Here is a 26,824-nt window from a genome sequence, read left to right as displayed (position 1 = left end):
ACTTGCGGCAAAGAAGAAGGGCCGGGAACGTCCATGAAGCACATTACCTGCATCGAAGACCTGCGCCAGCTGCACAAGCGCCGGGTGCCGAAGGCGTTCTTCGACTATGCGGATCGCGGCTCCTACACCGAGGACACGCTGCGCGCCAACTCTGAGGACCTGCAACAGATCAAGTTCCGCCAGCGCATCCTGGTCGACGTGTCCAGGCGCAGCCTCGCGACAACGATCCTGGGCGAGCCCTCGGCGATGCCGCTGATCCTCGCGCCGGTCGGCCTGCTCGGCATGCAGCATGGCGACGGCGAGATCCATGCCTGCCGCGCGGCGCAGGCGGCCGGCATCCCCTTCACCCAGAGCACGATGTCGATCTGCTCGATCGAGGACATCGCAGCCGCCGTCGACAAGCCGTTCTGGTTCCAGCTCTACGTCATGAAGGACCGCGGCTTCATCAAGTCGCTGATCGAGCGCGCGATCGCGGCGAAATGCTCGGCGCTGGTGTTGACCGTCGACTTGCAGGTGATCGGCCAGCGCCACCAGGACATCAAGAACGGCATGACGGTGCCGCCGGAATGGTCGCTGTCGAAGCTGATCGATTTCGCGACCAAGCCGGCTTGGGTCTCCGGCGTGCTGCAAGGCAAGCGCCGCACCTTCGGCAACATCGCCGGTCACGTCAAAGGCATGGACGACATCGTCAAGCTGTCGGAATGGACGGCATCGCAGTTCGACACCACGCTGAACTGGAAGGACATCGACTGGATCCGCAGCATCTGGCCGGGCAAGCTGATCCTGAAGGGCATTCTCGATGTCGAGGACGCCGAGCTTGCCGCCAAGAGCGGCGCGCAGGCGATCGTGGTCTCCAACCATGGCGGCCGCCAGCTCGACGGCGCCCCCTCCTCGATCGAGGTGCTGCCCGAGATCGCCGACGCGGTCGGCTCGCAGCTCGAGATCATGTTCGACGGCGGCATCCGTACCGGCATGGACATCATGCGCGCGCTGGCGCTCGGCGCGAAGTCCTGCATGATCGGCCGCGCCTATGCCTACGGCCTCGGTGCCGGCGGGCAGCAAGGCGTCGCCAAGGCGCTCGACATCCTCGGCAAGGAGCTCACCACGACGATGGGCCTGTGCGGCGTCAATACGATCGCCGAGATCGACGACAAGGTGCTGGCGGTTTAGCTCCCAGCCACACACTCTTCGTCGTCCCCGCGAAAGCCGGGACGACGGAGTAGCGTGTGGCCCGAGATCCCGGGTTCGATGCCACGCATCGCCCCGGGATGACGCTTCGCGTCACATCGGCGGGGTGATGCCGTCGCGCCCGACATTGACGCGGTTGGCTTCCAGGGTGCCGTCGTCCTTTTTCATCGCGCCGAAGATGATGATCTTGGCGCCCGGCTTCAGCTCCGACTTGTCGCCGGCGACGAAGGTGACGATCGGCGTGCCCGGCGGCACCACGACCTTCTTCTCACCGTCCTTGTACTTCACGGTGATGTTCTGGCCGTCGGTGCCCTTCACCGTCTCGGCGACGGTGGCGTTGGTCATGGTCGAGTTGGCGCGCAGATCCCATGGACGAAAGCCCTCAGCGGCGCCACGCTGGTTCTCCGGGAAGATGTGGACTGCGATTGCCTTCTGCGTTCCGTCAGGCTCGGGCATCGCGGTGACGCCGATATAGGAACCGGGCTTGATCTCCGACAGGTCGGTCTTGGCGACGCCGAACACCGCGACGTTGTCGGTCGTCCGCACCTTCATGTCGGTGCCGTCGCGCGACTTGATCGACAGCATCGCGCCGTCGACGGCTTCGATGGTGCCGCGAATGCGCGTGGTCGGCGGCTGTTGCGCCGATGCGACTGATGCAAAGGCAACGAGAAGCAATGCGGCAAGGAGCGGCGATTTCGGCATGGTGTCCCTCATGGGTTGGGCTGGCGATTCAGGGAACACCGGGGAATTGGCGGTATTCCGTGCGTGTCGCATCTCCGCGGGAGAGAGGACATGCAGGACAACTACGCGCGGGATGACAGGCTGTTACTGCGATAACGGACAGGTGATGCAACGCTCCTTTCCTTCTCCCCTTGATGGGAGCGAGTTCTTGACGTCACATCGGCGGCGTCAGCCCGTCGCGGCCGACGCTGACGCGATCGGTCTCGAACGAGCCGTCGGGCAATTTCTTCATGAAGGCGATGACCTTGGCGCCGGCCTTCAGATCCGTCTTGTCACCGGGAACATAGGTCACGACCGGCGTATCCGGCCCGACCTGCACCTTCTTCTCGCCGTCCTTGTATTTGACCAGCAAGGTCTGGCCGTCATTGCTGACCACGGATTGCGAGACCGTCGCGTTGGTCATGCTGCTGTTCGGCTTCAGATCGTAGGGCCGCGACCCTTCGCCGGTGCCGCGCATGTTCTCGGGGAACACATGCACCTCGACCGCCTTCGGCACGCCGTCGGGTCCGGGCACCGTGGTCGTGCCGATGAAGGAACCGACCTTGATGTCGGACAGCGCGATCTTGGTCAGGCCAAGCACCACCATGTTGCCCGCCATGTGCAGCTTGACCTCTTCGCCGCTGCGCGACTTCACCGCCAGCGTATCGCCGTCGACGCTCTCGACGGTTCCACGGACCCGCGTCGGCGTCGGCGGCTGCTGCGCGAGCGCAGAGAGCGTGGACGCCGTCACCATCGCGAGTGCGATGAACGGACGAATGACATGGGAACGACTGGCAGGCATCATCGATCTCCGGGAAGAACGCGGGGTGACGTAGCACGAGACCCCGGCCCGGAGAGGCTATTCCCGGCCTCAAGTCTTTGTGAGATCGGCCTCGACCAGCGCGCGCAGTTCGGCGGTGACTTCAGGGCGCTGCCCGAACCATAATTCAAAGCCGCGCACCGCCTGGTGCAGCAGCATGCCGAGCCCGTCCGCGGTCTTCAGGGAGCGTGCCTGCGCGGCCGCCAGCAACGGCGTCACCAGCGGGACATAGACAATATCGGAAACAACCGCGCCCTGTGGCAACAGCCCGACATCGATCTCCAACGGAGGCTGGCCGTGCATGCCGAGCGACGTGGTATTGACGAGCAGACCGGCACGCGGCAGCAAATCGCCGACCGTGTCCCAGGTTGCCGGATGGACGCGCGCGCCAAACTGCTCTGCGAGCGCGCGGGCACGGTCGATGGTGCGGTTGACCAGATGCACGCGCGCGATCCCACGTTCGATCAGGCCGAACACCACCGCGCGCGCCGCGCCGCCGGCGCCGAGCACCAGCACGTCCTCCGCCTTGTCCCAGCCGGGCGCGCAGGCGTCGAGATTGTTGATGAAGCCTTCGACATCGGTGTTGGTCGAGCGCAATTCGCCATCGGCGAACCACAGCGTGTTGGCGGCGCCGACCGCGCGGGCACGCTCATCCGGGGTCGACAGCGCCAGCGCCTGCTCCTTGTGCGGAAGGGTAACGTTGGCGCCGACGAAACCGCGCAGCGACAGGCGGAACAGGAAATCCTTGAAATCCTGCGGCGGCACCGCCTCGATCACATAGCCGCCCTCGATGCCGAGGGTGCGCAGCCAGTAATGATGGATCAGCGGCGAGCGGGAATGCGCCGCCGGCCAGCCGATCAGGCACGCCGCACGGGTCTTGCCTTGGGATGTCGGGCTCGAGGATGTCATGGCCGTGACATCGGCCAAGGCAAGCGCCCTGTCAATCCGTCCGCTTCGCGGTGGCCGCGACCAGCGCACTGAGGGCGAAGGCGGTGGCCGCGGCGAACCAGACCGCGGCCAGATTGATCCAGCGGTAGGCAAGAGCTCCGAGCAGCGCGCCGGCGACCAGCGCCGCCCACAGCAGCAGGTTCGGCAGCCAGGCCCAGCCTGCCCCGCCGGTCAGCGCGGCCGCGATCAGCTGGCCGGCCTTGACCAGCGCCCCCGTGACATAGGTGAGGCCGAGCCCGGCTCCGCCCTCGAGCTGGAAGACGGCGTTCTCGAGCCCCATCGCCAGCACGATGGCCGCGACCGCCGTGGCCGGCAGGCCATACGCATAGGCGCCGGCCGCCGCAGCCAGCAGCAGCGCCTCGACCAGCAGGATCAGCGGCTGGCGATGCGCAATGCGGCTGAGCACGATCAGGCTGCCGGCCGCCGCTCCAGCGACGAACAGCACGATCAACTCCAGCGCCTCCAGGGCATGCTGCCAATGCCCCTCGGCGAGCGTCACGCCCAGCCGGGTCGAATTGCCGCTCATGAACGACACGAACAGCCCGCCGAGATGCAGATAGCCGATGCCGTCGACATAGCCGGCCAAGGCGCTGAGCGCGCAGGCCAGCGCCAGGTTGCGGCGGGATTCAAGCATGCTGTCCTTGCGCCCCCATCAGGGACGCAAGCTAACCGCCTCTCGGCGTCCTGCCAACGATCACGCCCGCGCGGGGCGTGATCGCAGGGCCAGCTCACGCCGCGTCGCGATGCGCGGCGATGATCTGGTCGGCGGCACGGCCCGTGACTTCGGCCATGCGGTCGAACTGACGGGTGAAGGTGCCGGCGCCGGCGGTGGCCGAGCGCAGCTCGACGATGAGGTCGCCGATCTCGGATTCCGGCATCGTGGCGCGAACGCAGTCCCAGCCGCTCCAGCCCTCGCGGGTGTCGAAGCCGAGGATCTGGCCGCGCCGCGCCGACAGGATCGCGTTGATCTTGGCGGTGGCCTCGGTCGGACAGACGATCTCGACCAGATGGATCGGCTCCAGCAGCACCGGCTGGCACTGCGGCAAGCCTTCGCTGACCCCGATCCGCGCCGCGGTGCGGAACGCCAGATCGGAGGAGTCGACGCTGTGATAGGAGCCGTCGGTCAGCGTGACGTCGAGGTCGATCACCGGAAAGCCGAGCGGCCCCCGCGCCAGCGCGTCGACGACGCCTTCCTCCACCGCGCCGATGTAGTTGCGCGGCACCGCGCCGCCGACCACCTTCTCGTGGAATTCGAAGCCCGAGCCGCGCGGCTTCGGCTTGATGTCGAGCACGACGTCGCCGAACTGGCCGTGGCCGCCGGACTGCTTCTTGTGCCGGCCGCGCTGGGTCACGGCCTTGCGGATGGTTTCCTGATAGCCGATCGCCGGCGGGTGCGATTTGACGCTAACGCCGTAGCGGTCCTTGAGCCGCTCCTGCGCGACGCGCAGGTGCATCTCGCCCTGCCCCCACAGCACGGTGTCGTGGGTGCGCGGGTTCTGGATCATCGTCAGCGACGGATCCTCCTCGTTCAGCCGCAACAGCGCTTGCCCGAGCTTGACGTCGTCCTTGCGGTCGGTCGCGGATATCGAGATCGACAGCACCGCCGCCACAGGATCGACCTTGACCAGCGACGCCGGGGCGGTCTTGCCGCTCGAGACCGTATCACCGGTCTTGATCGCATCGAGCTTGCCGAGCGCGACCGAGTCGCCAGCCTCCGCCGACGGCCGCTTGCTGTCGTGCGTGCCGGAGACCGCGAGGATGCCGGAGACGCGCCCGCTCTCGCCGGACGAGGATTGCAATGTCGCGCCGTCGTCGAGCCGGCCCGCAAGCACGCGCGCCAGCGACAGCTTGCCGCCGTGCTGCAAATGCACGGTCTTGAATATGTAGGCCAGCGCGTCCTTCTGCTCCTTGATGCCGAGCCGCGCGGCGGTCTCGGTGATGCCGGGCGCCTCGTGCCGCAACGCCTTCATCAGGCGCAGCACGCCGTTTTCGCGGCTCGCGGCGCCAAGCAGCACCGGACAGATCAGGCCTTCGCGCAATTCGCGGGAGAGATCGTCGAACACCGCGTCGCGCGGCGGCTGGATATCCTCCAGCAATTGCTCCATCAGCGCGTCGTCGTGATCGGCGAGCTTCTCCAGCATCGAGAAGCGCGCTTCCTTCTCGCGATCGAGATTGCCACCCTCCAGCGCCATCACCTCGGACGGCTTGTGCTCACGATAGACGAAGGCGCGCTCCAGCGCGAGATCGACGAAGCCTTCGATCAGATCGCCGTTCCAGATCGGGATCTGGCGCAGCACCAACGGCACGCGCGAGGCTGGTTGCAGCGTCGCAAGCGTTTCGCGGACCCGCTTGTTGGCGCGGTCGATCTTGTTCAGGAACAGGAAACGGGGGATTGCGAGCTCCTCGAGCTCGCGCAGGATGATTTGCAGCTGCGGCAGCTTCTTCTCATCGGCTTCGCAGACCACGACCGCGGCATCGACCGCCGGCAACGCGGCACGCATGTCGTGCGCGAATTCGACGGAGCCGGGACAATCGATAAAGGTGTAGCTGTCACCCATAAAGCTGGTGGTGGCGGCGGTCAGGCCTACACCCATCTTGTGTTGCCGTGCCTCGGGGCTGGCATCGCCGACGGAGGTTCCGGCATCGACGCTGCCGGCACTCTTGATGGCGCCCGTGCGCGCCAGGATCGCTTCCAGAAGTGTGGTTTTACCGCTTTGGAAAGGGCCCACCAATGCGATGCACCGTGGACCTCGGGGACTTCTGACGTCTTGTCCCATTGCCGCCTCCTCGTGTTGGAGCTCGGCCCATGATTGGGTCGGCGACCGTTCATGCTCTGCCTGCGTTTGGCATTTGGCAAGCGGGAAACTTCGCTGCGGTGCGGCGGCACGGAGATCGACCGACGCAGCGTGCAACCATCAATGTCCGGACGATTGCATCCGGTGCGGATGTTCCTTACAGCGCCGAAATGTCGCGCCAGCGTGCCGCGATTTCGAGCAGGCGCTGCACGGCAGGCGAAACATCCTCCTCGCGCCACGCAATGGTAAGCGGCGCCATGACTGTAGGATTGGCGAGCGGAATGTAGGCCACCCCGCGCCCGGTTTGCGCGCGTGCCGCAGCTTCAGGAACGAGCGACACACCGACGCCGGCGGCGATCAACCCGATCGCGGTTTGCAGATGCAGAACCTCCTGCGCCAGCCGCGGTGTGAAGCCCGCGGCCGCGCAGGCCGCCACGATCAAACCGGTGACCGAAGGCTCCGGCCGCGCCGGATAAAGCACGAACGCATCATCGGACAATTCGGCGAGCGCAACGCTACGCCGGGCGGCGAGCGGATGCGTCCGCGGCAACGCCGCGACATACGGCTCCTCGAGGATCACGCGCTGGGCCAGGCCCGCTTCGGGCAGCAGCGCCGGACGCGCGAACCCGACATCGATCCGGCGCCGCCGCAGCGCCTCGGCGATCTCCGCCGCCAGCATCTCGTCGAGCACGAGCTCGACATCGGGACAGGCGTCGCGATAGGCGCCGACAACATCCGGAAGGCCGGCAAACATGGCGGAGCCGACGAACCCGAGCGCAAGTTTCCCCGCCTGGCCGCGGCCGACGCGCCTGGTGTCGGCGACTGCGTCCTCGAAGCTCGCGAGCAGCGCACGGGCGCGCGCAAGAAACAGCACGCCGGCCTCGGTGAGGCGGACCGGACGGCTGTTCCGCTGCAACAGCGTCACGCCGAGCTCGTCCTCGAGCTGGCGGATCTGCTGGCTCAGCGGCGGTTGCGCGATGTGCAGCCGCTCTGCGGCGCGGGTGAAATTCAATTCCTCGCCGAGCGCCACGAAATATCGGATGTGTCGCAATTCCATGCCGGCGATATAGCACGACCACCGCCGCCACCATCATACGCAATGGCTCTGCAATCGTATCGAACCAGTATTGGACCGGACGCGCCAACGCGGACAGCCTACGGCAAACCACAGGAGGTCGCCATGACAGCATTGGAAACAGCCTTCGCGGACGCAGCCGCAGCAGGCATCACGCAACAGAGGATCGATATCGGCGGCTTGCACGTCAATGTCGCGCGCTTCGGCAACGGACCGCCGCTGCTCCTGCTCCATGGCTGGCCGGAGTTCTGGCTGGTGTGGCGTCCGCTGATGCTGCATCTCGGCGACAGCTTCGAGCTGATCGCGCCCGATCTGCGCGGCTGCGGCGATACCGGCAAGCCGACGGCGGGACCCGACGCGTCGGCCACCGCGGAGCACCACGCGCGCGATATGTTCGCGGTGATGGATGCGCTCGGCCATGCCAGCTTCGGCGCGATCGGCGGCGACCTCGGCGCGTACGTCATGCAGGCGATGTCACACCATGCACCGCAACGGCTGACCGGGACGCTCTATCTGTGCACGCCCTATCCCGGCCTCGGCCACCGCTACGGCCAACCCGGTCACTTGATCGAGGTCTGGTACCAGTACTTCCAGCAACTGCCATGGGCCGCGCAGCTGGTCGGCAGCTCGCGCGAGTCTTGCCGGCTCTACTTCCGCCATTTCCTCGACCACTGGTCGGACGACAATCCCGCCGTGTTCGCCGACCTGCTGGAAGCCTATGTCGACAACTTCATGAAGCCGGGCAACATCCAGGGCGGCTTCGACTGGTATCTCTCGTCAGCGCCCAACCGCCGGCTCTGGCTGGAAGGCCGGCTGCCGGCGAAGCCGCGCATCGAGGTCCCGTCGCGCTTTCTCTGGGGCCGCCGCGATCCGCTGATCGCACCCCAATGGTCGGACAGGTTGGGAGATTACTGGAGCGAACCGTCGATCAGGTTCGTCGACACCGGGCACTATGTTCACGTCGAAGCGCCCGCGATCGTTGCCGAAGAAGCCCGCGGCTTCTTCGGCCGATTGGAGAACGCTACGCGCGGGGGCTAGCGTCCCGGACGCAGTTCCAGGCTCTCGAGGCCGGCGGCGATGTTGACGCCGACCTGGCCCTGCACGCTGAGCGGTTGCAGGGCAATGGTGTTGTCGGAACCGCCGACCAGCACGTTGCCGCCGACGCCGACGCCGAGCGTCGCGCTGCCCTGTGCGCCTGCATAATTGCCCGACAGCGCACCGGGCCCGAGCCGGTCCACCGGCGCATAGACGCCCCAGGCCAACGCCGATTCCTGGGTGATGCCGAGATCGATGCCGACCTTCTGGATGGTCGCGATGTAGCGGTCCTCGGGCAGGCCACTGGCGCGCAGCACGCAGCCGAGATGGGTCACGGAACCGACGATGAAGCCGACGCTCGCGCCACCGCGGCATTCCAGGACACCGACCTGCACGCGCTGGATCGGCTGTTGGGCGCTGGCGCCAACGATAGCGGTCGCCAGCGTGGCGATGGCAGCACCGGCGAGGAGAATGAAGCGACGCATGGTGGGGAGTCTCCGGCTGAGAGGCATGACGCGAGCAGAGAACAGAACGGCGCCGTGTCTGCGGCGCCTTCCATATCCTATGCCATAACGTCGAATGTGCAGCCAGAATTTGCGGTGCCCGGCCACCGATTGTTGCGGGATGTGGCGGCGTTGCTATGCCCCGGCGATCGCGCAGAACCTGTCACCCGATCGACAAGACACGACACATAAAAAAGAGGCCCGCTTTCGCGGGCCTCTTTGATCGAACGCCGACCGGCTTAGTGGTGGCGATGATGACGGCGGTGATGGTGATGACGGCGCGGACCGCCAGCACGGACCGGCTCGAGGTCGATGCCGGCGATGCCAGCCGCGACGTTGAGGCCGGTCTGGCCTTGCAGGCTGATCGGCTGCAGCGCGTAGGCATTGTTCGGACCGCCGAACAGGAAGTTACCGCCAGCGCCCAGGCCGACCGAGGCGTTGACGCCGAAGCCGCCGTAGCTGCCGGCGAGCGCGCCGCGCGGGACCACCGTGGTCGGCGCGCTGACGGCCCAGGCGAGCTGGGTCTGCCCGGTGAAGCCGAGGTCGACGCCGATCCGCTTCACGGTCGCAAGATACGGCTCGGGCCGGCGGCCACCGCTCTGGAACACGCATTCGAGGCGGGCGACCGAGCCGACGACGAAGCCGACATTCTCGCCGCCCTGGCATTGCAGAACCCCGGCCTGAACCTGCTGGGGCGCCGCGTTGGCAGTGGCGAACGGCGCCAGCAACGCGAACGCTGCAAGGGTGAGTGTCGAAAGTCGCATTGGTTTGTCTCCGCAAGGTGAACTGAATTTGTGCCGCGGACACAATGCAAGGGTCGTGTCCAAAACAAGGCAGTTCGCAAAGAGGCCGTAAAAACTTCCCGCGTGTGGCATTGATGTTCGCGCACACGGACCGTGAGATGAGCAGGTTGTGATTTGACTCTGCGTTTTTACCGCTGGGCGATCCACGTACACAAACAGAAACGCTCCCGCATCTGGTGCGGGAGCGTCTCCAGATTCGAGGTTTTCTGGTTCGAAACCGGATTACCTCAGATTGCCGCAGAAGCGCTGGATGCGCTTGCAGGCATCCTCGAGGTCCGACGTCTTGGTGGCGTAGGAGATGCGGAACGCGGGTCCAAGCCCGAATGCCGAGCCCTGCACCACGGCGACGCCCTCGCTCTCGAGCAGCTCGGTGACGAACGCCTCGTCGTTGTCGATCACCTTGCCCGATGGCGCGGTCTTGCCGATCGTGCCGGCGCAGGACGGATAGACGTAGAACGCGCCTTCCGGCCGCGGGCACTCGATGCCGCTCGCCTGGTTGAGCATCGCAACCACGAGGTCGCGGCGCTCCTTGAACACCTTGTTGTTCGCGGCGATGAAGTCCTGCGGACCGTTGAGCGCCTCGACCGAGGCCCACTGCGCGATCGACGACGGGTTCGAGGTCGACTGCGACTGGATCGTCGCCATCGCCTTGATCAGCGGCGCCGGGCCGCCGGCATAGCCGATGCGCCAGCCGGTCATGCAATAGGCCTTCGACACGCCATTCACGGTCAGCGTGCGCTCGTACAGGCTGGGCTCGACCTGCGCCGCGGTGGTGAAGACGAAGTCGTCATAGACCAGGTGCTCGTACATGTCGTCGGTCATCACCCAGACATGCGGATGCTTGACCAGCACGTCGGTGATCGCCTTGAGCTCGCTCCTGGTGTAGGCCGAGCCGGTCGGGTTCGACGGCGAGCACAGGATCACCCATTTGGTCTTCGGCGTGATCGCCTTCTCGAGATCTTGCGGGCGCAGCTTGAAGCCGGTCGAGGCCGGGCAGACCACCGGCACCGACTCGCCGCCGGCGAGCGCAACCATCTCGGGATAGCTGACCCAGTACGGCGCGGGGATGATCACCTCGTCGCCCGGATTGATGGTCGCCATCAGCGCATTGTAGAGCACCTGCTTGCCACCGGTGCCGACGATGATCTGGTTCGGCTTGTAGCTCAGGCCGTTCTCGCGCGAGAACTTGTTGATGATGGCTTCCTTGAGCTCCGGAATGCCGCCGACATCGGTGTACTTGGTCTTGCCGGCTTCGATCGCGTGGATCGCCGCCAGCTTGATGTTGGCGGGCGTGTCGAAGTCAGGCTCGCCGGCGCCGAGGCCGATGACGTTGCGGCCCGCGGCTTTCAGCGCGCGTGCTTTGTCCGTGACCGCGATCGTTGCGGACGGCTTCACACGGTCGAGCGCAGCGGACAGGAAGGCCATTATCATCTCCTGGCAAACGTCGTGAGCGGCTGGGCCACGACTTGATTTGAATGGGATCGCGGCACCCTAGGCCTGTCGCCGCTGCATCGCAAGAAGCTTGGCGCCAATGCAGGAAATCTTTCGCGCAGGACTCGCGGGATGCGCAATATTCCACAAGTTCCGGCGCCAAATAGCTCATATCCGGCAAGCTCGATCGCGTGCGCGCCAGGCCTGCCGAAACAGCCTCCAGGCAAGTGCGTTGGCGCGGATTGCTCCGAGGACAATGTGCAGTGCGGCGGCTGTCCGACAGCGCAGGGAGAGGCCCGTCCGGCGCGGCGAGTGGCTGTCGCATCGCGCGTTAAGTTTCGTGAATTGGCACGGCGGCCGAGGCACGAGCGAGGCACCGACCGGCACCTTGCACGACGTCGCGCGAGCGTGATCCGAGTTGTTCTGCCGTGTTGATGGAATCGTTCTGCACGCGTGCAGTGCGGTAGACGTTTCGACTTTTTCCATGTTCCGGGGCTTGCGACGCACCGGTGTCGGCATCATTGTTTAGCGGCGTTGCGGTGTGACAGGCCGCGCAACTTTTGAGCGTACCGTCTCCCTGACCGAGTGAACCCCGACGCACCGAGTGAACCCCAACGCAATGTACAAGCTCTATTCGATGCAGCGCTCCGGCAACAGCTACAAGGTCCGGCTGGCGCTCGCCGTGCTGAACACGCCATACGAGGCGATCGAGATCGACATCCTGCGCGGCGAGAGCCGTACCCCGGACTTCCTGGCCAAGAATCCGAGCGGCCAGGTGCCGCTGCTCGAGGTCGCCGAAGGCCGCCACCTCGCCGAGTCCAACGCCATCCTCTGGTATGTCGCGATCGGAACGCCGCTGGCGCCGGAATCGCGGATCGAGCGCGCCGAGGCGCTGCAATGGATGTTCTTCGAACAGCACGCGCTGGAGCCGAACATCGGCGCCGCCTATTTCTGGCTGTCGCTGGTCAAGGGCGGGCGCGACTTGCAGACCCACGCGCTGGAGGACTGGATGGAGCGCGGCTACGCGGCGCTCCAGGTGATGGAAAATCACCTCAAGGGACACTCGTTCTTCGCCGCCGAGCAATTCACCGTCGCCGACATCGCGCTCTATGGCTACACCCACGTCGCCGACCGCTGCGACTTCGACCTGGCGACCTTTCCGTCGATCCGCGCCTGGTTGAAGCGGGTCGAGCAGACCCCCGGATTCGTCTCGATGGATTGGCGGCCCGGAACCGAGGCCGAGCCTCCGGCTCGCCTGGTGGCCGGCGTCTGAAAAGCGGGAATAGCGGGGAAACTGCCCAAACAGCGGGCAAAAAGCCCGCCACAGCCGCATTTTAGCCATTTTCGGGCAGGCCGGCCGCCGCAATGTTGCCTGTGACGATCGGCAGATTTGCTCGGATGTCGCGAGTGATTCGCTCGCGACCTGAGGGATTTAGACCATGAGACGGTGGTCCGGCACGGTAGGCTTCCATGGCCGCCCTGCCCCAGTGGCATCATCCCGGCTGACCAACGCGATCGCCGCGTCGCTCGCGCTTGGCGCGCTGACGCTGTGCCTGGTGGTCGCCGTGACGGTGCTGTCGAGCAACATCACCATGGCAATTCCGGTCCCGGCGTAATCAAGCATTTCCCGATTGGCACCTGATCCGCGGCAAGGCGCGGGAGAGACAGCGGCGCGACATGATGAAGACCCCCGTCGGACTTGTGACCGTGACGCTGTCGGTGGCGATCCTGCTGGCGGCGTCGCTGCTGATCGTGACCGGCACGCAGGGCGAGGACCGCGCGCGGCCGGCGCACGTAACGGCGCCTGCCGCCAAACCGGCTCCGCAGCACTAGAGCGCCGGGCAAATGCATTTGCGCTCAACGCAACCTCGTCATGCCCGGCCTTGTGCCGGGCCATGACGGTGCGCAACGTCTAGCTCCATTTGTGGAAGATGAAGAACGCGCCGGCGGCGATGAAGGCAAATCCGAGCGCGTGATTCCAGCCCAGCGGCTCCTTCAGGTACAGCACCGAGAAGCCGGCGAACACGACCAGCGTGATCACCTCCTGCATGGTCTTGAGCTGCGCCGCCGAGTAGACCGCACTGCCCCAGCGATTGGCCGGCACCGCCAACCAGTATTCGAAGAACGCGATGCCCCAACTCACCATGATGACGATGGGGAGCGGATGATTCTTGAACTTGAGATGACCGTACCAGGCAAAGGTCATGAAGACATTCGACGCGAACAGCATCAGGATCGGCAGCAGCGACGGCGAAATGGCGGGCATCGATGTCCTCTTGCGGGCAAGGCAGGCGGCAACCGGCAGGCTCGAAACCGGGTTCAATGCCGATCTGCATATCATTTGAATTGAAGGCTGCGAAAGCTCGCCTGGCCGCGGCAACCGCCTCTTAACAGTCGGAGCGGAAATGCCGGCGCCGTTGCGGCGCTGTCGTCAAACTATGGGCCTGTCGTTCGTTTGACAAACAGACAGCGAGAACGCGCATGCGGTTCGAATGGCGTGCCATTTCAGGTCCGGCCTTGACGGCGATCACAGCGCTCGCCGCCTTCCTGATCGATCGCCTGGTCGTCGCGGTTCCCAATCCCGCACCGCTGTTCGTCTGCATCGTCGCGCTGGCGAGTTCGATCAACGGCATCACCTCCGGACTGATCTCGGCGGCGACCGCGGTGGCCGCCTCGGCGCTGTTCTTCCTCGATCATCGCGCGCTGCCCGGATACGACGCCGCCGACGTGGCGCGGATGCTGATGCTGGCCGCGACCGCCGCCGGCACCGCCTTGATCACCGGGATGCTGCGACAAAAATGGATCGACGCCTTTGCCGCAGACCAGCAGCATCACGCCACCGCGGCACGGCTCGCCGCTGCGCTCGACCAGGTCGACATCGGCATCGTGCTGCTCGATGCCGACACCCGCGCCGAATTCATCAACCGCGCCTTCCGCGATTATTTCGCGCTGACGGATGCCCAGGCCGAGAGCAAGCCGCCCTTCGTCGCGCTGATGTATCATGGCCGCGACACCGGCGCCTACGAACTGCCGGAAGACGAGCTGAGCGCGTTCATCACCAAGCGCATCGAGATGATGCGCGCAGGCGATTCCACGCCGATCAACCTCGATCTCGCCGACGGCCAGGTGCTGCGCTTCAGCTGCACCGCGCTGCCGGACGGTGGCCGCATGCTGAGCTACACGCCGGTGACCGACCTGGTCCGCCACACCGACGATCCCGCCCGGGCCGACGAATATCGCGCCCGGCGCGCCGGGCGCGAACGCCATCTGGCGCGGCTCATGCGCGCCGCCGAGTGAGGCGCGCCCTCGTTCGCAATTGATCCTGCATCTCCGCCCCGATAGAAGATTGCAGCGATGCGCACGCATCGCGCAACGCAGGATCGATCATGGCCGACGACGTTACCATCCGCTTCGTCACGCGCGACGACTACGACCAGTGGCTTCCCTTGTGGGACGGCTACAATGCCTTCTATGGGCGGTCCGGACCGACCGCGCTCGCGCCCGAGATCACCGCGATGACGTGGCAGCGTTTCTTCGATGCCTATGAGCCGGTGCATGCACTCGTCGCCGACGCCGGCGGCACACTGCTCGGGTTGACGCACTATCTGTTTCACCGGTCGACCACGGCGATCGCCCCGACCTGCTACTTGCAGGACCTGTTCACCGGCCAGGCCGCGCGCGGCAAGGGCGTCGGCCGCGCCTTGATCAACGGCGTCTACGCCCAGGCCCGGCTTGTGGGATCGCCGCGCGTCTACTGGCAGACACACGAGACCAACCACACCGCAATGCAGCTTTACGATAAGGTCGCGGACAAGCCCGGCTTCGTCATCTATCGCAAGATTCTCTGAGCACGATCGCGGTTTGTGGATTGCACAGAGATGTCACCGGCGCGTTACAAAGCCCGGCTAGGCTTTTGCTTGCGTAAGATCAGGCCCCCCGTCTCAGATCTCGCGCCCCGAGCGGTCCCCGTCAGTCGCCGCGTCTGACCGGGACCGCTTTTTTTGCGGCATTGCCATGCACGATCGGCGGTAGGGCGACACCTTGCCGGCCCGCGACGCGACCGTCACAATGCGCGACCCCTCGCCTATCCCACAGGATTGTCTCATGGAAATTCGCAATCTCGGCGGCTCCGGCCTGCGCGTGTCCGCAGTCGGCATCGGCTGCAACAATTTCGGCCAGCGCACCGATCTCGAAACCTCGCGCAAGGTGATCCACAAGGCGATTGACCTCGGCATCACGCTGTTCGACACCGCCGACATCTATGCCGGCATGGGCGGCTCGGAGACCGTGCTCGGCACCGTGCTGGGCGATCGCCGCAAGGACGTCGTGCTCGCGACCAAATACGCCAAGCCGATGGCGACCGACGGTACCAAACAGGGCGCCTCGCGGCGCTACATCATGTCGGCGGTCGAAGCGAGCCTGACGCGGCTGAAGACCGACTACATCGATCTCTACCAGCAGCACGATTACGACCCGCTGACGCCGATCGACGAGACGCTTCGCGCGCTCGACGATCTCGTCCGCCAGGGCAAGGTGCGTTACATCGGCAACTCCAACTTCCCGGCCTGGCGCATCGCGGAGGCGGAATATGTCGCGCGGCAGATGAACGTGAGCCGCTTCGTGTCCTGCCAGGACGAATACAGCCTCGTGGTGCGCGACATCGAGAAGGACCTGCTGCCGGCGGCGCAAGCCTACAATCTCGGCCTGCTGCCGTTCTTCCCGCTCGCAAGCGGCCTGTTGACCGGCAAATACCAGCGCGGCGCCGCCGCTCCCGCCGACACCCGCTTCGCCAAATCGCCGGCGCTGAAGGATCGTTACGTGACGCCACGCAACGAGGCCATCGTCGAGAAGCTGCAAGCCTTCGCGCAGGCGCGCGGCCACACCATGCTCGAACTCGCCTTCTCCTGGCTCGCCGCCCGCCCGCAAGTCGCAAGCGTGATCGCCGGTGCCACCCGCCCCGAGCAGGTCGAGCAGAACGTGAAAGCGATCAACTGGAAGCTGACGGCGGAGGAGATGGCGGAGATCGACGGGATCACGAAGGGGTAATTACCGGCGTCGTCCCGTCGAAGGCCGGGACCCATAACCACAGATATGCGGTTATGGCGTCGCTGTGGCTCCAGCGTTTTCCAACAATCGAGTTCGGTGGCAATGGGTCCCGGCCTTCGCCGGGACGACGCCGTGGTTGTGGCGCGCTTACACCACCAGCCCCTTCATCGGCTTCGCCGGCGCGCTGTCCGGAAACACCGTGTCCGCCAGCACGCGCTCGCCGAGGCCGAACTGGTCGTGCAGCACGCCCTTGATCACGGCGCGCAGGTCGGTGGTCGCGGCGAGATCACGGGCCTGGTAGAGATTGGCCGGCTTCAGACCGGGCCAGTCGGTGATCATGCGGCCGCCATTCACCGCGCCACCGGCGAGCAGCGCGATGGTTCCGGTGCCGTGGTCGGTGCCCTCGGTGCCGTTGATCCGCGCGGTGCGGCCGAATTCGGTGGCGACCACGATCACGGTATCGCGCCAGCGCGCGCCGAGGCCGCTCTGGAATTCCGCCAGCGCGCCGTCGAGACCGCCGAGCAGTTGCGCCAGCCGGCCGACCGGGCCGCCCTCATTGGCATGGGTATCCCAGCCGTCGAAGGCCAGCGCGCCGATCCGCGGACCATCGTCCGCCGCCATCAGCTTGGCGGCGCCGCGCGCCACCAGCCGCATTGCCGCCGCGCCACCACCACCGGGCTTCGGCTTCATCTCATCGCCCTGCGCCTGCTTCTCGAGCTGCAAGCCTTGCGTCAGCGCACTGGCCAGCGCCGGATCGCGGTGCTGGTAGAGATCGAGCAGCCGCATCGCGGTGTCGTCCGCGGCCTGCGGCAACGCCGTCGGCGCCCAGCCGACGGTCGGCGCGGCGCCGCGCAGCACCAGCGCCGTGGTCGGGCCGACCGCAAGCGCACTCATCACCCGCTCGCCCTTCGGCAGCGCCTCCAGCGCACGGTTGAGCCAGCCGGACTGCACGCGGCCGGGACCGGAGAAGCCGCTCTCCAGCACGTCCTGGCCATCGAAATGCGAACGGTCGCGATACGAGGTCGCCACCGCATGCACCACCGCGGCCTGTTTGGCGCGATACATCCGCGCGAATTCCGGCATCGCCGGATGCAGGCCGAAGAACTGATCCAGCATCAACGCCGCGTTCGGCCCATCGGGCCGCAGCGCGATCGCGCCATGCAGGCTGGCATAGTCGGGATCGCCGACCGGCGCGACCGTCGCCAGACCGTCGAGCGCGCCGCGCAGGATGATGGTGACGAAGCGCGGATCGCGGCCATCGGCCGCGCGCGCGAATTTCGGCAAATACGCCCAGGCGGCAAACGAGGCACCGCCGAGCAGCAGCGTCCGCCGCGACGTCGCCTGCATCATCAGGCTCTCGGAGCAATCCATCGTCATCTCCTCTGGAATTCCGGCGACATCAACAGCAGCGCCAACGCCTGCTGCTTCGTCTCCGCGCGCTCGATGGTGCGCCGCGTCTCAGGCGAGGCGGCATCCGCCGCAATCAGCTCGAGCAGGTCGCGCGGATCGAACTTGTCGGCGAGCTGGGAGGCGACCTGCGCCGAGATGTCGAGCCTGAGCTTGAGGCCTTCAGGCGCTGCCCAGGCCGCGGCGGTATCCGGAAAGCCGTTCGGCCCGGCCGGCGACCACAGCGGCTGGCCGAGCACATTGAGGCCGTTGAGATAGCGCCCCGGGTCCTCGGGATTGCGCGCCAGCAGGCGACCGGACGCGACCAGGAAGTCGTACGGCGAGCGCATTTTGGTCAGCGGCGCCTGCCACGCCTCGTTGGCCCCAACGAGTGCCGTGGTGAACGCCCTGAGATCACCGTCGGTCTTGGTGAAGGTCTCTTGCAGCTTCGCCACCAGCGCCGGCGCCGGATCGTCGGCGACGAAATGGCGCGCGAACTTGGTCGCGATGAATTTCGCGGTCGAGGGATGCCGCGCGATGTCCGACAGCACCGCCTCGCCCTGCGCGATCCCGGCCTGCGCATAGGTCTTGCCCAGCACCTGCTGGGCGCCGGGCTCATGCGCGTTGGCATTGAACACGAAGCTGCCGGGCGCGCCGAGCTGGCCCTGCCGTCCGGCGAAGGTCCAGCCGGTGATGACCCGCGCGAACGACGTCACGTCGCCCTGGGTGTAGCCGCCGTCGACGCCCAGCGTATGCAGCTCCATGATCTCGCGGGCGAGGTTCTCGTTGAGGCCGCGGTGGCGGTTGATGCCGGCGCGCGAGTCCGGGCCGAGCGATTGCTGGTTGTCGAGGAAGAACAACATCGCCGGATGCTGCTCGACCGCCTTCAGCATGTCCGAGAAGCGGCCGAGCACGTGCGGACGGATCGCCTCGCGCTCGAATGAGCCGGCCCACATCCGCGCCAGCGCGCCCTTGTTGGCCGAGATGCAGAAATGGTTGGACCAGAACGCCACGAGCCGTTCGACGAATCCGCAATCGGCGACCACACCGCGTTGCAGCCGCGCCAGCGCCTCGGCACGGTACGTCTTCTGGATGATGTTGAGCGGCTGCGCCGGCGGCTTCGGTGGATTAACCGATGACTGCATCGTGGTGGACGGCGTCATCGCCGCGTTGGCGCCATCCGCCGCCTGCGCCTGCATCGCCGGATCCTTGCCGGCGATTTCCTTGGCGGCCGACGACAATGACAGGTTACGCCGCTGCTGCGCCGTGGCGTCCGCGCCTTGCGGCGGCGTCTCGCTCGCGCCCTGCTGCGCCGCCTTCGCGGCATCGCGCGCCTGCTTGATCTCGAACTGATAGTCGAACACCTGCTTGCCGAGTTCCGGCGTCGAGAGCAGGCCGGGCACTTCGAGCAGCGCCCCGTTCGGACGCGCCAGTTCCGCCAGCACGAAACCGCGCGGATCGGATGCAGCGTTGATGAAATCGCCGGCCGCCCCGCCGCGGGCGCCGAATCCGAACCGGTTGAGCGCAATCAGCGCCGCTTGCGAATCACGGGCCATCAGAATTCCCTTAACGGCCGATCCCGGCTATATCAGTTACGCGGCATCATAGCGCGGTCCGGGATGAACCCGAGATTAATTCGTGCATTAAATCGCGGTTAGAATGGACCTCTCGTCGAACGATCGTTCTGAACAAGCTTCGCCGCGCCGGCTTGCCTGCACGGCGTGCGGCAGCGAATTCTCCTGCTCGCTGACGGGATCGTGCTGGTGTTCCGACGAGAGCTTCCGTCTGCCGATGCCGGGCGACGGCAGCGACTGCCTGTGCCCGGCCTGCTTGCGGAAACTTGCGCAACAGCAGGCAGCGGCGAACGCACGCTGGACCGTGGACGCCATCCTGCTCGACATGGACGGCACGCTGCTCGACACCGAGAAGGTCTACTTCGAGAGCCTCGTCGCTGCGCTCAATGCATGCGGCTACACTGACGGCGTCGTCGCGCTGTGCCATGCCATGGTCGGGCTTCCCGGCCCGGTCTGCGAGGCGATGCTGCGCGAGCATTACGGCCCCGCGCTTCCGCTCGACGACATCAATCGGGCCTTCATCGAACATCGCGATCGGATGATGGACGCGGGCCTGCCGCTCAAGCCCGGCACGCTCGCCCTGCTCGATGCCATCGCCGCGGCGAAACGCCCGATGGCGATCGTCACTTCGTCGTCGCGCCGCTCCGCCGAACGCAACCTCACGCTTGCCGGCATCCGCGATCGCTTCGAGACACTGCTGACGCTCGACGACGTGACGCACGGCAAGCCGGATCCGGCACTCTATCTCAAGGCCGCCGCGCGGCTCGGTGTGCGGCCTGCGGCCTGCATCGCGGTCGAGGACTCCAACCACGGCGTCGCCGCCGCGCACACCGCCGGCGCGATCACCCTGATGGTGCCGGACATCGCACCGCCAACGGAAGAGACGCGCGCGAAATGCGCAGCCGTGCTGCCCGACCTCAACGCGGTGCTGGCGTTGTTGCAGCAGCGCGGCGCGCTCTAAGCGTCATTGCGAGCCCTTCGGATAACACGCTGGCGGGTTACGCCGGAGCCGTCATCAGGCGACAATTTGCGCAGTTCAGATCGTTCGCACCTTCGATGACTTCGCGGTCTTTGCGCGTTTCGCCGCGGCGTGACTATCGCGCGCCGCATGGCGGCTGCGCGTCTTCGCGTCCAGCGCCGCCTGTGGTGTAGTGCCGCCACCGCGGTGAGCGGCATATTCCTTGCCATCGATCGGCGCCAGATGGGGCGGGTCGAAATTGAGGTAGGGGCGCGCGACGCCAAACTCCCTGCCGTGCGCGTCGACCCATTTCCAGAGCCTCTCCGACGATTTCCAACGGTCGTCGCGAGTCGCGCCGTCGATGCTGACGATGTCGGCCGCGAGCCCGTGGCCGTAGCCGCCACGGAAGCTGCCGCCGTGATACGACTTGTTGCTGGCCGCCTTCAGCCCGCTTGCAATCGACTGGCGGTAGTCATCGCGGAAGGCGCTGGTGATACCAGGCGAAAGGCCGGCCTGTTCCGCCGCGAGAAGCACATGAAAGAGCTTCAGCTTGAAGCTCCGATCCACGCCTCCCATGACGTAGTCCATCATCGGCATGCCGGCTCTTTCCGCTGCCTGGGTATCCTTCCAGGCGAAATCCTCATCGACAAGCCTGGTGAAGGTTCTGGTGACCGTCACCATCTTCTTCTTTCTCTTGACCGTCACCTGCCTCTGCTCTGGCACCTTGATGGTGTCTTCCTTGGGTGTCCTTTGATAGAGCGCCCACAGATAGCGATCGATGCAGGCGTTGACGTCCCAGCACTCGTCGAGGATTTCGACGGAGTCCACCGCCGGCCTGGCCACGCGAGGCTCCGGATCCGGCGTGTCCGCGGCCGGAGCAGGGAGAGATTGGATGTCCAGCGGCAGTGCCGGATCGGTCAACCCGGCCCGGACGACAGGTTCCGTTTCGCGCACGATCGGCACAGCATGGGCCGTCGCCGCCGCTTCCCGTTCGCTCATGGTCGGTGCATGAGGGCCGTCGACGGCAGCGCTCGATGTGGCAGTTGCTGGTGATGTCGCTGATACCGCATCGGCGACGACTGTAGGTGCGCGGGAATCATCAACTGATGCACTGGTGACCGACGCATCGATCTTGTCGATGCCAGCCGCACCGGACGTCGCAACCCACGAAACAATACAGCCCGACAGAACCACCGTCCCGCTCAACGCTGCCGCCCGCACCCGCCGCGAATTCATTATCCCAGCCTCCACGGGCTCTTCTGAAGCCAGATTGCAAGCATGTGACGATGCGGATTGTCTGCTCACGGCGTGGTCGCGCAATGGCGAAAGAAGGTTAACACCCCTTCTTTCCGAACGATGTTGCGCGAATGCAACTCGTAGCCAGCCCCCGTTTCCGGCCCCGCCAACGCCGCAAGCGTCCCTGGCCCCCAAGGCGATCGTGTAGGGCGTGAGCAGACCTCGTTACGCCGTCGCGGCAACGAGCCAATTATTCGGCAGGTCCCGCGAATAGCAACAGATTGCCGTCCAGATCCTTGACGATGAAGTCCCTGGCACCCCAGGGCTCCCGCCGCAGCGTCTGGAAGAAATCTACGCCAGCCGCCTGATACTCCAGGAACAACGCCTTGATTTCCGCCGCGGTCGCAACCGTCAGCGATGCCGCCAGCAGCTGCTCGCGATCGCGCAACGCTCCATCGATCAACGGCGCCGCGACGCAGCGTAGATTGATCCGCGCAACGTCGCGCGCCACCTGCGCGTAGTACGGCGGCTCGCCATAGGTAAAGGCGACGGTGAAACCGAGCTTGCGCGTGAAGAATTCGCACGCCGCGTTGATCTCGGAGACGAACAGCTGCGGCTCGGCGGCGGTGATGACGGGTTTGGCGGTTTGGGTATCTGCATGATCGACCATGGTCAGGAGTCCTATCTTGAGCGCCTGCCAGCTCGCAAACCCGTGCTGCCGCGCGACCAGCTCCTGCGCATCACCCAGCTTGAAGCTGTGCGCGAGGATGTCGGAATCGGTCATCTGGCTGAAGCGGGACAGGCCGGACCTGATCTGGGCGGCGACCGGATGATAGCGATCACGGTGCCGGCGCAGGATCAGCTTGGCCTGTTTGCGAAGGTTTTCGAGATCGGGCATGGGCGCAGCTACGGTTGACGTCGCGTAGGTGGGCATTGCCCCTTCGGCCGAACGCCGATGCGCCCTACATGCAGCGACGCGAGGATGCCGGGACGTCGCGTCGCTGTCAATCGCGCCGTTTCCGGCCCGGCTTCGTCAGCGCCGTCTCGATCAGTGTCCGCGCGGCCTCGCCTGCCGTCTCCATGTAGCTAGCGTCGCGATGCAGCAGCACGACGGCGAACGAACCGTCCAGCAGCAGCAGGATCTGTCGCGCCAGCTTGAGCGGATCGGCGATCTCCTGCTCGGCGAAGGTCGCGCGCAGCCAGTCCTCGAACTTCTTCTTGTGCGCGGCGCCGATCCTGATCGCGGGATGGCCGGGCATGTTGGCGAGCTCGGCCGAGGTGCGCAGGAAGCCGCAGCCCTTCCACTTCGGATGCCGCGCCGAGCGCGCGAGGTTCCTGAAGATCGCCTCGACCTTTGCGGACAAACCGCCCTCGGCCTCCGCGAACCATTTTCGGAACAGCGCGAGGTTCGGCTGGTCGCGCGCGGCGAGATAGGCGGCGACCAGGTCGTCCTTGCTCTTGAAGTGGTAATACAGCGTGCGCTTGGTGAGACCGGCCTTGGCCGCGACCTCGTCGACGCTGACGCGGCGGATGCCTTCATTGTAGAACAGCGCGCTCGCCGCCTGGACGATACGCTCGCGGGTCGGCTCGGAGGGTCTCGGCATACAGCGTATGTATACTGACCAGTAAATATACACAATTCGCGACAGCGCCTACATTCGGCATCGCCCCAGCAATGCCGGAGACTGCCCATGTCCGACCCCATCCTGCTCGACATCGACGACGGGATCGCCCTGATCACGCTGAACCGTCCCGCGCAGCTCAATGCGCTGAGCTACGTGCTGATCGACCGGCTGATGACGGCGCTCGACCGCATCGAGGGCGATGCCGCGGTGCGCGCCGTGATCCTGACCGGCGCCGGCGAGCGCGCCTTCTCGGCGGGCGCCGACATCAAGGAATTCTCGGAAAGCGTCAAGCAAGGCGCCGCCGTCGCGGTGCGCGATTTCGTCCGCCGCGGACAAGCCATGACGGCACGGCTCGAAGCGTTCAGGAAGCCGGTCATCGCCGCGGTCAACGGGCTCGCCTTTGGCGGCGGCTGCGAGATCACGGAAGCCGTGCATCTCGCCATCGCCAGCGACCGCGCGCTATTCGCCAAACCCGAGATCAAGCTCGGCATGCCCCCGACCTTCGGCGGCACGCAGCGATTGCCGCGGCTCGCCGGCCGCAAGCGCGCGCTGGAATTGCTGCTGGCTGGCGATCCCTTCCCACCCGAGCATGCGCGCGAGATCGGGCTGGTCAACCAGATCGTGCCGCACGATCAATTGCTGAATGCCGCGCGCGAGCTCGCCGGCCGTATCACCAGGCACTCGCCGGGCAGCGTCGCCAGCACCATCACCGCGGTGACGCGCGGGCTCAACATGCCGATCGCCGAGGGACTGCTGGTCGAGAGCGAGCAATTCGCCGCGCTGGTGCCGAGCCGCGATCTTGCCGAGGGGTTGGCGGCGTGGAAGGAGCGGCGGCCGGCGAAGTATGTCGGGGCGTAAGGCACACTCGTTCCGCGTCCGTCATTGCGAGGAGCGAAGCGACGAAGCAATCCATTGCTCCGCATCTGCGGTTCGATGGATTGCTTCGCTTCGCTCGCAATGACGCGGAGAGTCTTACCGCACCACTGCCGCCGTCTGCCCGAACAGCAGTTTCCGTTCTTCCTCGGTGCGGATCGCGGGCTGGCCGAAATTCGGATTGACCTCCTTGGCCTTGGCATAGGCGCGCTCGGTCGCCGGGCGCTTGCCGATGGTCTCCAGCCAGCGCTTCAGATGCGGGAAATCGTCGATCTCCTGGCCCTGGTTCTTGTACGGCACGACCCAGGGATAGCTCGCCATGTCGGCGATCGAATAGGCGCCGGCGATGAACTCGCGGTCGGCGAGGCGCTTGTTGAGCACGCCGTAGAGCCGGTTGGTCTCGTTGACATAACGATCGATCGCGTAAGGCAGCTTCTCGACCGCATAGTTGCGGAAATGATGGTTCTGCCCGGCCATCGGCCCGAGCCCGCCCATTTGCCAGAACGTCCACTGGATCGCGTCATAACGTCCGTAGAGATCCTCGGGCAGGAATTGCCCGGTCTTCTCGGCGAGATAGAGCAGGATCGCGCCGGATTCGAACAAGGAGACCGGCTTGCCGCCGCCCTTCGGCGCGTGGTCGACGATCGCCGGAATGCGGTTGTTCGGCGCGACCTGCAGGAAGTCCGGCTTGAACTGATCGCCCTTGCCGATGTTCACCGGGAAAATCTTGTACTCCAGTCCCGTCTCCTCGAGGAACATCGTGATCTTGTGACCGTTCGGCGTGGACCAGTAGTGGAGGTCGATCATGGACGTGATCCTGCATTGCTGGAGATGAAATGACGTGCATCGGCAAGAAAGATGCGGATGCATGGAGTTGGACGCAAACCCGCGCCCAAGTCAATGGCGTGCGCATTGCACCGCGCGCGAATGTGATCTGCGGCCGACGCAAGCGCGCGATTGAGCCGCGCCCCGATTGCTCATAGGCTTGGCCGGGATTGCGTTGGACGATTTTCAGAACATGGGGCATTGCAATGACACGGGATTTGGCACGACGAGATTTCCTCAAGGGTTCGGCGGCCTTCGCCGGCGCCGCGGCTGCGGGCGCATTCTCCTGCGTCGAGATCGCGAGCGCCGCGCCGATCGAGGTGCCGACCGTCGACAAGCTCTCGATCCGGGTGCTGGTCGATTCAAGCTTCGACCTGTTCCTGCGGCCGAAGCAGGCGCACGGCGTCTCGATTGCGCCGGCGGCGCGCGGCACCGACTTCCGCAAATCGCTGCACAATGAATGGGGCCTGTCGCTGTGGCTGGAATCGGAGGCCAAGGGCGCCCAGCGCACGCTGATGCTGGACTATGGCTACACGCCCGAAGTCCTGATCAACAACATGGAGCTTACCGGCGTCGATCCGTCGAAGCTCGACGCCCTGATCGTGAGCCACGGGCACTACGACCATTTCGGCGGCCTCAACGGCTTCCTTGATAAATTCCGCGACAGGCTGCCCGCCGACGTCAAACTCTATGCCGGCGGCGAGGACAATTTCTGCCATCGCGTCAATCCGACCTCGACCAAGGGCCAGTTCACCGATTTCGGCACGCTGGACCGCCGCCAGCTCGCTGCGCAGCGCGTCACCACGGTGCTGTGCGAGACGCCGACCGTGATCGCCGGCCACGCGTTCACGACCGGCAAGATCACCCGCCGCAGCATCGAGCGCGTGCTGCCGCAGACCTGGGTCGAGTTCGGCATCAAGGACGGGCTCGGCTGCAACGCCAGCCACTATTTGCCGGCCGAGATGGAAGGCAAGATCGTGCCCGACGAGCACATCCATGAACACGCGACCTGCTTCAACGTCCGCGACTTCGGCCTCGTCGTGATCTCGTCCTGCGGCCATGTCGGCATCGTCAATTCGGTGAAGCAGGCGCAGGAGGTCTCGGGCATCCAGAAGGTGCACGCGATCGTCGGCGGCTTCCATCTCGGGCCGGCGCCGAAGGACTACCTCACCGAGGTGGTGGCCGAGATCAAGAAGCTCGATCCCGACGTGCTGATCCCGATGCATTGCTCCGGGCTCAACTTCGTGCAGGAAGCAACCGCGCAGATGGGCGACAAGGTGCTGGTCACGACCACCGGCAGCCGCCTTTCCTTCGGCATATGATCCGGCCGATCCTGCGCGGTATCGCATGCGCCGGCGCCGGCCTCTGGCTGACGCTGGCGCCGGCACTCGCCGGCGATGCGCCGCAGCAATCGGCGCGCTCGGCCGCCGAGATCATGGACATCCTGATGTGGAATCGCGAGCCGGTCGGCGGACCGTTCGCACTGACCGATCAGGCCGGCCATCAGCGCACCGACAAGGAGTTTCGCGGCAGGCTGATGCTGGTCTATTTCGGCTTCACCTATTGCCCCGACGTCTGCCCGACCGATTTGCAGGCGATCGGGCTGGCGCTCGACAAGCTCGGCCGCGACAGCGATCAGGTGCAGCCGATCTTCATCACGGTCGATCCCGAGCGCGACACCGCCGCGCATCTCGCCGACTACGTGCCGCTGTTCCACCCGCGGCTGCTCGGGCTGACCGGCAGCGCCGATGCGATCCGCAAGGTCGCCGACGCCTACAAGGTCTATTACGCCAGGGTGCCGCAGGACGCTGGCGACTACACCGTCGATCACACCGCCTACATCTACCTGATGGATCGCGACGGCAATTATCTCGGCTTCTTCCCGCCGGGCACTTCGGCCGATCGCATGGTCGAAATCATCCGGCCGAGGCTCGCCGAGCCAGGACGCTGACAAGATCATCAACTATCGCTGCATGGCAGGTC

29 protein-coding genes are annotated in these 26,824 nt (G+C 65.8%); 13 read left to right on the top strand and 16 right to left on the bottom strand.

What is annotated here, in order from left to right; all coding sequences use genetic code 11:
• Positions 1 to 33 precede the first annotated feature (33 nt).
• Positions 34 to 1,170: an alpha-hydroxy acid oxidase gene (locus CWS35_RS12540; protein WP_024585124.1), complete on the top strand. Its 1,137-nt coding sequence runs from the start codon at positions 34 to 36 to the stop codon at positions 1,168 to 1,170.
• Between the two features lie 111 nt (positions 1,171 to 1,281).
• On the opposite strand, the gene CWS35_RS12535 is transcribed toward CWS35_RS12540, so the two are convergent.
• From CWS35_RS12535 to CWS35_RS12510, 6 genes are all read right to left on the bottom strand, one after another.
• Positions 1,282 to 1,890 (bottom strand): hypothetical protein, encoded by a 609-nt coding sequence (locus CWS35_RS12535; protein ID WP_024585125.1) that lies wholly within the window; start codon positions 1,888 to 1,890, stop codon positions 1,282 to 1,284.
• 193 nt (positions 1,891 to 2,083) lie between these two features.
• Positions 2,084 to 2,662, bottom strand: coding sequence for a hypothetical protein (locus tag CWS35_RS12530; protein WP_162487059.1), 579 nt, complete (start codon positions 2,660 to 2,662; stop codon positions 2,084 to 2,086).
• Between the two features lie 117 nt (positions 2,663 to 2,779).
• The gene (locus CWS35_RS12525) at positions 2,780 to 3,637 is read right to left on the bottom strand and encodes a shikimate dehydrogenase (RefSeq protein ID WP_100956290.1); all 858 of its coding nucleotides are present in this window, start codon (positions 3,635 to 3,637) and stop codon (positions 2,780 to 2,782) included.
• 31 nt (positions 3,638 to 3,668) lie between these two features.
• Positions 3,669 to 4,310, bottom strand: coding sequence for a YoaK family protein (locus CWS35_RS12520; protein ID WP_100952053.1), 642 nt, complete (start codon positions 4,308 to 4,310; stop codon positions 3,669 to 3,671).
• Positions 4,311 to 4,404: 94 nt separating this feature from the next.
• Entirely contained in the window at positions 4,405 to 6,453 is a 2,049-nt protein-coding gene (locus tag CWS35_RS12515; protein ID WP_024585129.1) for an elongation factor G, read from the bottom strand.
• Between the two features lie 175 nt (positions 6,454 to 6,628).
• Positions 6,629 to 7,528 carry a LysR substrate-binding domain-containing protein gene (locus CWS35_RS12510; RefSeq protein ID WP_024585130.1) on the bottom strand — a complete coding sequence of 300 codons (900 nt, stop codon included), beginning with the start codon at positions 7,526 to 7,528 and terminating at the stop codon, positions 6,629 to 6,631.
• Between the two features lie 123 nt (positions 7,529 to 7,651).
• Between CWS35_RS12510 and CWS35_RS12505 the strand changes: the two genes are divergently transcribed.
• A complete protein-coding gene (locus CWS35_RS12505; protein WP_100952052.1) occupies positions 7,652 to 8,584 on the top strand; it encodes an alpha/beta fold hydrolase in 933 nt (310 codons plus the stop codon).
• Here CWS35_RS12505 and CWS35_RS12500 read toward each other — a convergent pair.
• The 3 genes from CWS35_RS12500 to CWS35_RS12490 all read right to left on the bottom strand — a co-directional run bounded on the left by CWS35_RS12500 (position 8,581) and on the right by CWS35_RS12490 (position 11,312).
• Entirely contained in the window at positions 8,581 to 9,066 is a 486-nt protein-coding gene (locus CWS35_RS12500) for a DUF992 domain-containing protein (RefSeq protein WP_024585132.1), read from the bottom strand. The genes CWS35_RS12505 and CWS35_RS12500 overlap by 4 nt on opposite strands.
• 257 nt (positions 9,067 to 9,323) lie before the next feature.
• Positions 9,324 to 9,848: a DUF992 domain-containing protein gene (locus tag CWS35_RS12495; RefSeq protein ID WP_024585133.1), complete on the bottom strand. Its 525-nt coding sequence runs from the start codon at positions 9,846 to 9,848 to the stop codon at positions 9,324 to 9,326.
• A 261-nt stretch (positions 9,849 to 10,109) separates the two neighbouring features.
• A complete protein-coding gene (locus tag CWS35_RS12490; protein WP_100952051.1) occupies positions 10,110 to 11,312 on the bottom strand; it encodes a pyridoxal phosphate-dependent aminotransferase in 1,203 nt (400 codons plus the stop codon).
• Between the two features lie 625 nt (positions 11,313 to 11,937).
• On the opposite strand from CWS35_RS12490, the gene CWS35_RS12485 reads away from it, so the two are divergent.
• The 3 genes from CWS35_RS12485 (at position 11,938) to CWS35_RS39500 (ending at position 13,151) form a co-directional block, all read left to right on the top strand.
• Entirely contained in the window at positions 11,938 to 12,591 is a 654-nt protein-coding gene (locus CWS35_RS12485) for a glutathione S-transferase family protein (protein WP_100952050.1), read from the top strand.
• 166 nt (positions 12,592 to 12,757) lie between these two features.
• Positions 12,758 to 12,934, top strand: coding sequence for a hypothetical protein (locus tag CWS35_RS39505; protein ID WP_168200264.1), 177 nt, complete (start codon positions 12,758 to 12,760; stop codon positions 12,932 to 12,934).
• 61 nt (positions 12,935 to 12,995) lie between these two features.
• Positions 12,996 to 13,151, top strand: coding sequence for a hypothetical protein (locus CWS35_RS39500; protein WP_168200265.1), 156 nt, complete (start codon positions 12,996 to 12,998; stop codon positions 13,149 to 13,151).
• Positions 13,152 to 13,230: 79 nt separating this feature from the next.
• Here CWS35_RS39500 and CWS35_RS12480 read toward each other — a convergent pair whose 3' ends face one another.
• Positions 13,231 to 13,584 (bottom strand): DMT family protein, encoded by a 354-nt coding sequence (locus tag CWS35_RS12480; RefSeq protein WP_100952049.1) that lies wholly within the window; start codon positions 13,582 to 13,584, stop codon positions 13,231 to 13,233.
• 215 nt (positions 13,585 to 13,799) lie between these two features.
• Here CWS35_RS12480 and CWS35_RS12475 point away from each other — a divergent pair, with 215 nt between their 5' ends.
• The 3 genes from CWS35_RS12475 (at position 13,800) to CWS35_RS12465 (ending at position 16,364) form a co-directional block, all read left to right on the top strand.
• Positions 13,800 to 14,615, top strand: coding sequence for a PAS-domain containing protein (locus tag CWS35_RS12475; protein WP_100952048.1), 816 nt, complete (start codon positions 13,800 to 13,802; stop codon positions 14,613 to 14,615).
• Positions 14,616 to 14,704: 89 nt separating this feature from the next.
• The gene (locus CWS35_RS12470) at positions 14,705 to 15,166 is read left to right on the top strand and encodes a GNAT family N-acetyltransferase (protein WP_100952047.1); all 462 of its coding nucleotides are present in this window, start codon (positions 14,705 to 14,707) and stop codon (positions 15,164 to 15,166) included.
• Positions 15,167 to 15,422: 256 nt separating this feature from the next.
• Complete coding sequence (locus CWS35_RS12465) at positions 15,423 to 16,364, top strand: aldo/keto reductase (protein WP_100952046.1); 942 nt, start codon at positions 15,423 to 15,425, stop codon at positions 16,362 to 16,364.
• A 147-nt stretch (positions 16,365 to 16,511) separates the two neighbouring features.
• On the opposite strand, the gene CWS35_RS12460 is transcribed toward CWS35_RS12465, so the two are convergent.
• Together CWS35_RS12460 and CWS35_RS12455 are read right to left on the bottom strand one after the other, a co-directional pair.
• The gene (locus tag CWS35_RS12460) at positions 16,512 to 17,741 is read right to left on the bottom strand and encodes a DUF1501 domain-containing protein (RefSeq protein WP_100952045.1); all 1,230 of its coding nucleotides are present in this window, start codon (positions 17,739 to 17,741) and stop codon (positions 16,512 to 16,514) included.
• On the bottom strand, positions 17,738 to 19,306 hold the full coding sequence (locus CWS35_RS12455) for a DUF1800 family protein (protein WP_100952044.1): 1,569 nt from the start codon (positions 19,304 to 19,306) through the stop codon (positions 17,738 to 17,740). Before CWS35_RS12455 ends, CWS35_RS12460 begins: the two co-directional genes overlap by 4 nt.
• Before the next feature lie 322 nt (positions 19,307 to 19,628).
• Here CWS35_RS12455 and CWS35_RS12450 point away from each other — a divergent pair, with 322 nt between their 5' ends.
• Positions 19,629 to 20,285 (top strand): HAD family hydrolase, encoded by a 657-nt coding sequence (locus CWS35_RS12450; protein WP_371682868.1) that lies wholly within the window; start codon positions 19,629 to 19,631, stop codon positions 20,283 to 20,285.
• 75 nt (positions 20,286 to 20,360) lie between these two features.
• Here CWS35_RS12450 and CWS35_RS12445 read toward each other — a convergent pair whose 3' ends face one another.
• Positions 20,361 to 21,518, bottom strand: coding sequence for a peptidase M15 (locus CWS35_RS12445; RefSeq protein ID WP_245438948.1), 1,158 nt, complete (start codon positions 21,516 to 21,518; stop codon positions 20,361 to 20,363).
• A gap of 250 nt (positions 21,519 to 21,768) precedes the next feature.
• Entirely contained in the window at positions 21,769 to 22,188 is a 420-nt protein-coding gene (locus CWS35_RS40635) for a VOC family protein (protein ID WP_311538827.1), read from the bottom strand.
• On the opposite strand from CWS35_RS40635, the gene CWS35_RS40630 reads away from it, so the two are divergent.
• Entirely contained in the window at positions 22,177 to 22,434 is a 258-nt protein-coding gene (locus CWS35_RS40630) for a hypothetical protein (RefSeq protein WP_311538826.1), read from the top strand. The two genes, CWS35_RS40635 and CWS35_RS40630, sit on opposite strands and share 12 nt — an antisense overlap.
• Positions 22,435 to 22,522: 88 nt before the next feature.
• Here CWS35_RS40630 and CWS35_RS12435 read toward each other — a convergent pair whose 3' ends face one another.
• Positions 22,523 to 23,122, bottom strand: a complete 600-nt coding sequence (locus CWS35_RS12435) for a TetR/AcrR family transcriptional regulator (RefSeq protein ID WP_100952042.1) — start codon at positions 23,120 to 23,122, stop codon at positions 22,523 to 22,525.
• Positions 23,123 to 23,209: 87 nt separating this feature from the next.
• Here CWS35_RS12435 and CWS35_RS12430 point away from each other — a divergent pair, with 87 nt between their 5' ends.
• Positions 23,210 to 24,001, top strand: coding sequence for a crotonase/enoyl-CoA hydratase family protein (locus CWS35_RS12430; protein WP_100952041.1), 792 nt, complete (start codon positions 23,210 to 23,212; stop codon positions 23,999 to 24,001).
• 114 nt (positions 24,002 to 24,115) lie between these two features.
• On the opposite strand, the gene CWS35_RS12425 is transcribed toward CWS35_RS12430, so the two are convergent.
• Positions 24,116 to 24,823, bottom strand: a complete 708-nt coding sequence (locus CWS35_RS12425) for a glutathione S-transferase N-terminal domain-containing protein (protein WP_024584445.1) — start codon at positions 24,821 to 24,823, stop codon at positions 24,116 to 24,118.
• A 224-nt stretch (positions 24,824 to 25,047) separates the two neighbouring features.
• Between CWS35_RS12425 and CWS35_RS12420 the strand changes: the two genes are divergently transcribed.
• Entirely contained in the window at positions 25,048 to 26,163 is a 1,116-nt protein-coding gene (locus tag CWS35_RS12420) for an MBL fold metallo-hydrolase (protein ID WP_100952040.1), read from the top strand.
• On the top strand, positions 26,160 to 26,792 hold the full coding sequence (locus CWS35_RS12415) for an SCO family protein (protein WP_100952039.1): 633 nt from the start codon (positions 26,160 to 26,162) through the stop codon (positions 26,790 to 26,792). The genes CWS35_RS12420 and CWS35_RS12415 overlap by 4 nt, the downstream gene beginning before the upstream one ends.
• Positions 26,793 to 26,824: the final 32 nt, after the last annotated feature.

Origin of the sequence: Bradyrhizobium sp. SK17 (assembly GCF_002831585.1) — a bacterium.
GTDB lineage: Bacteria > Pseudomonadota > Alphaproteobacteria > Rhizobiales > Xanthobacteraceae > Bradyrhizobium.
Note: the sequence above shows the minus strand (reverse complement) of the source record. Positions and strands in the feature narration are given on the sequence as shown.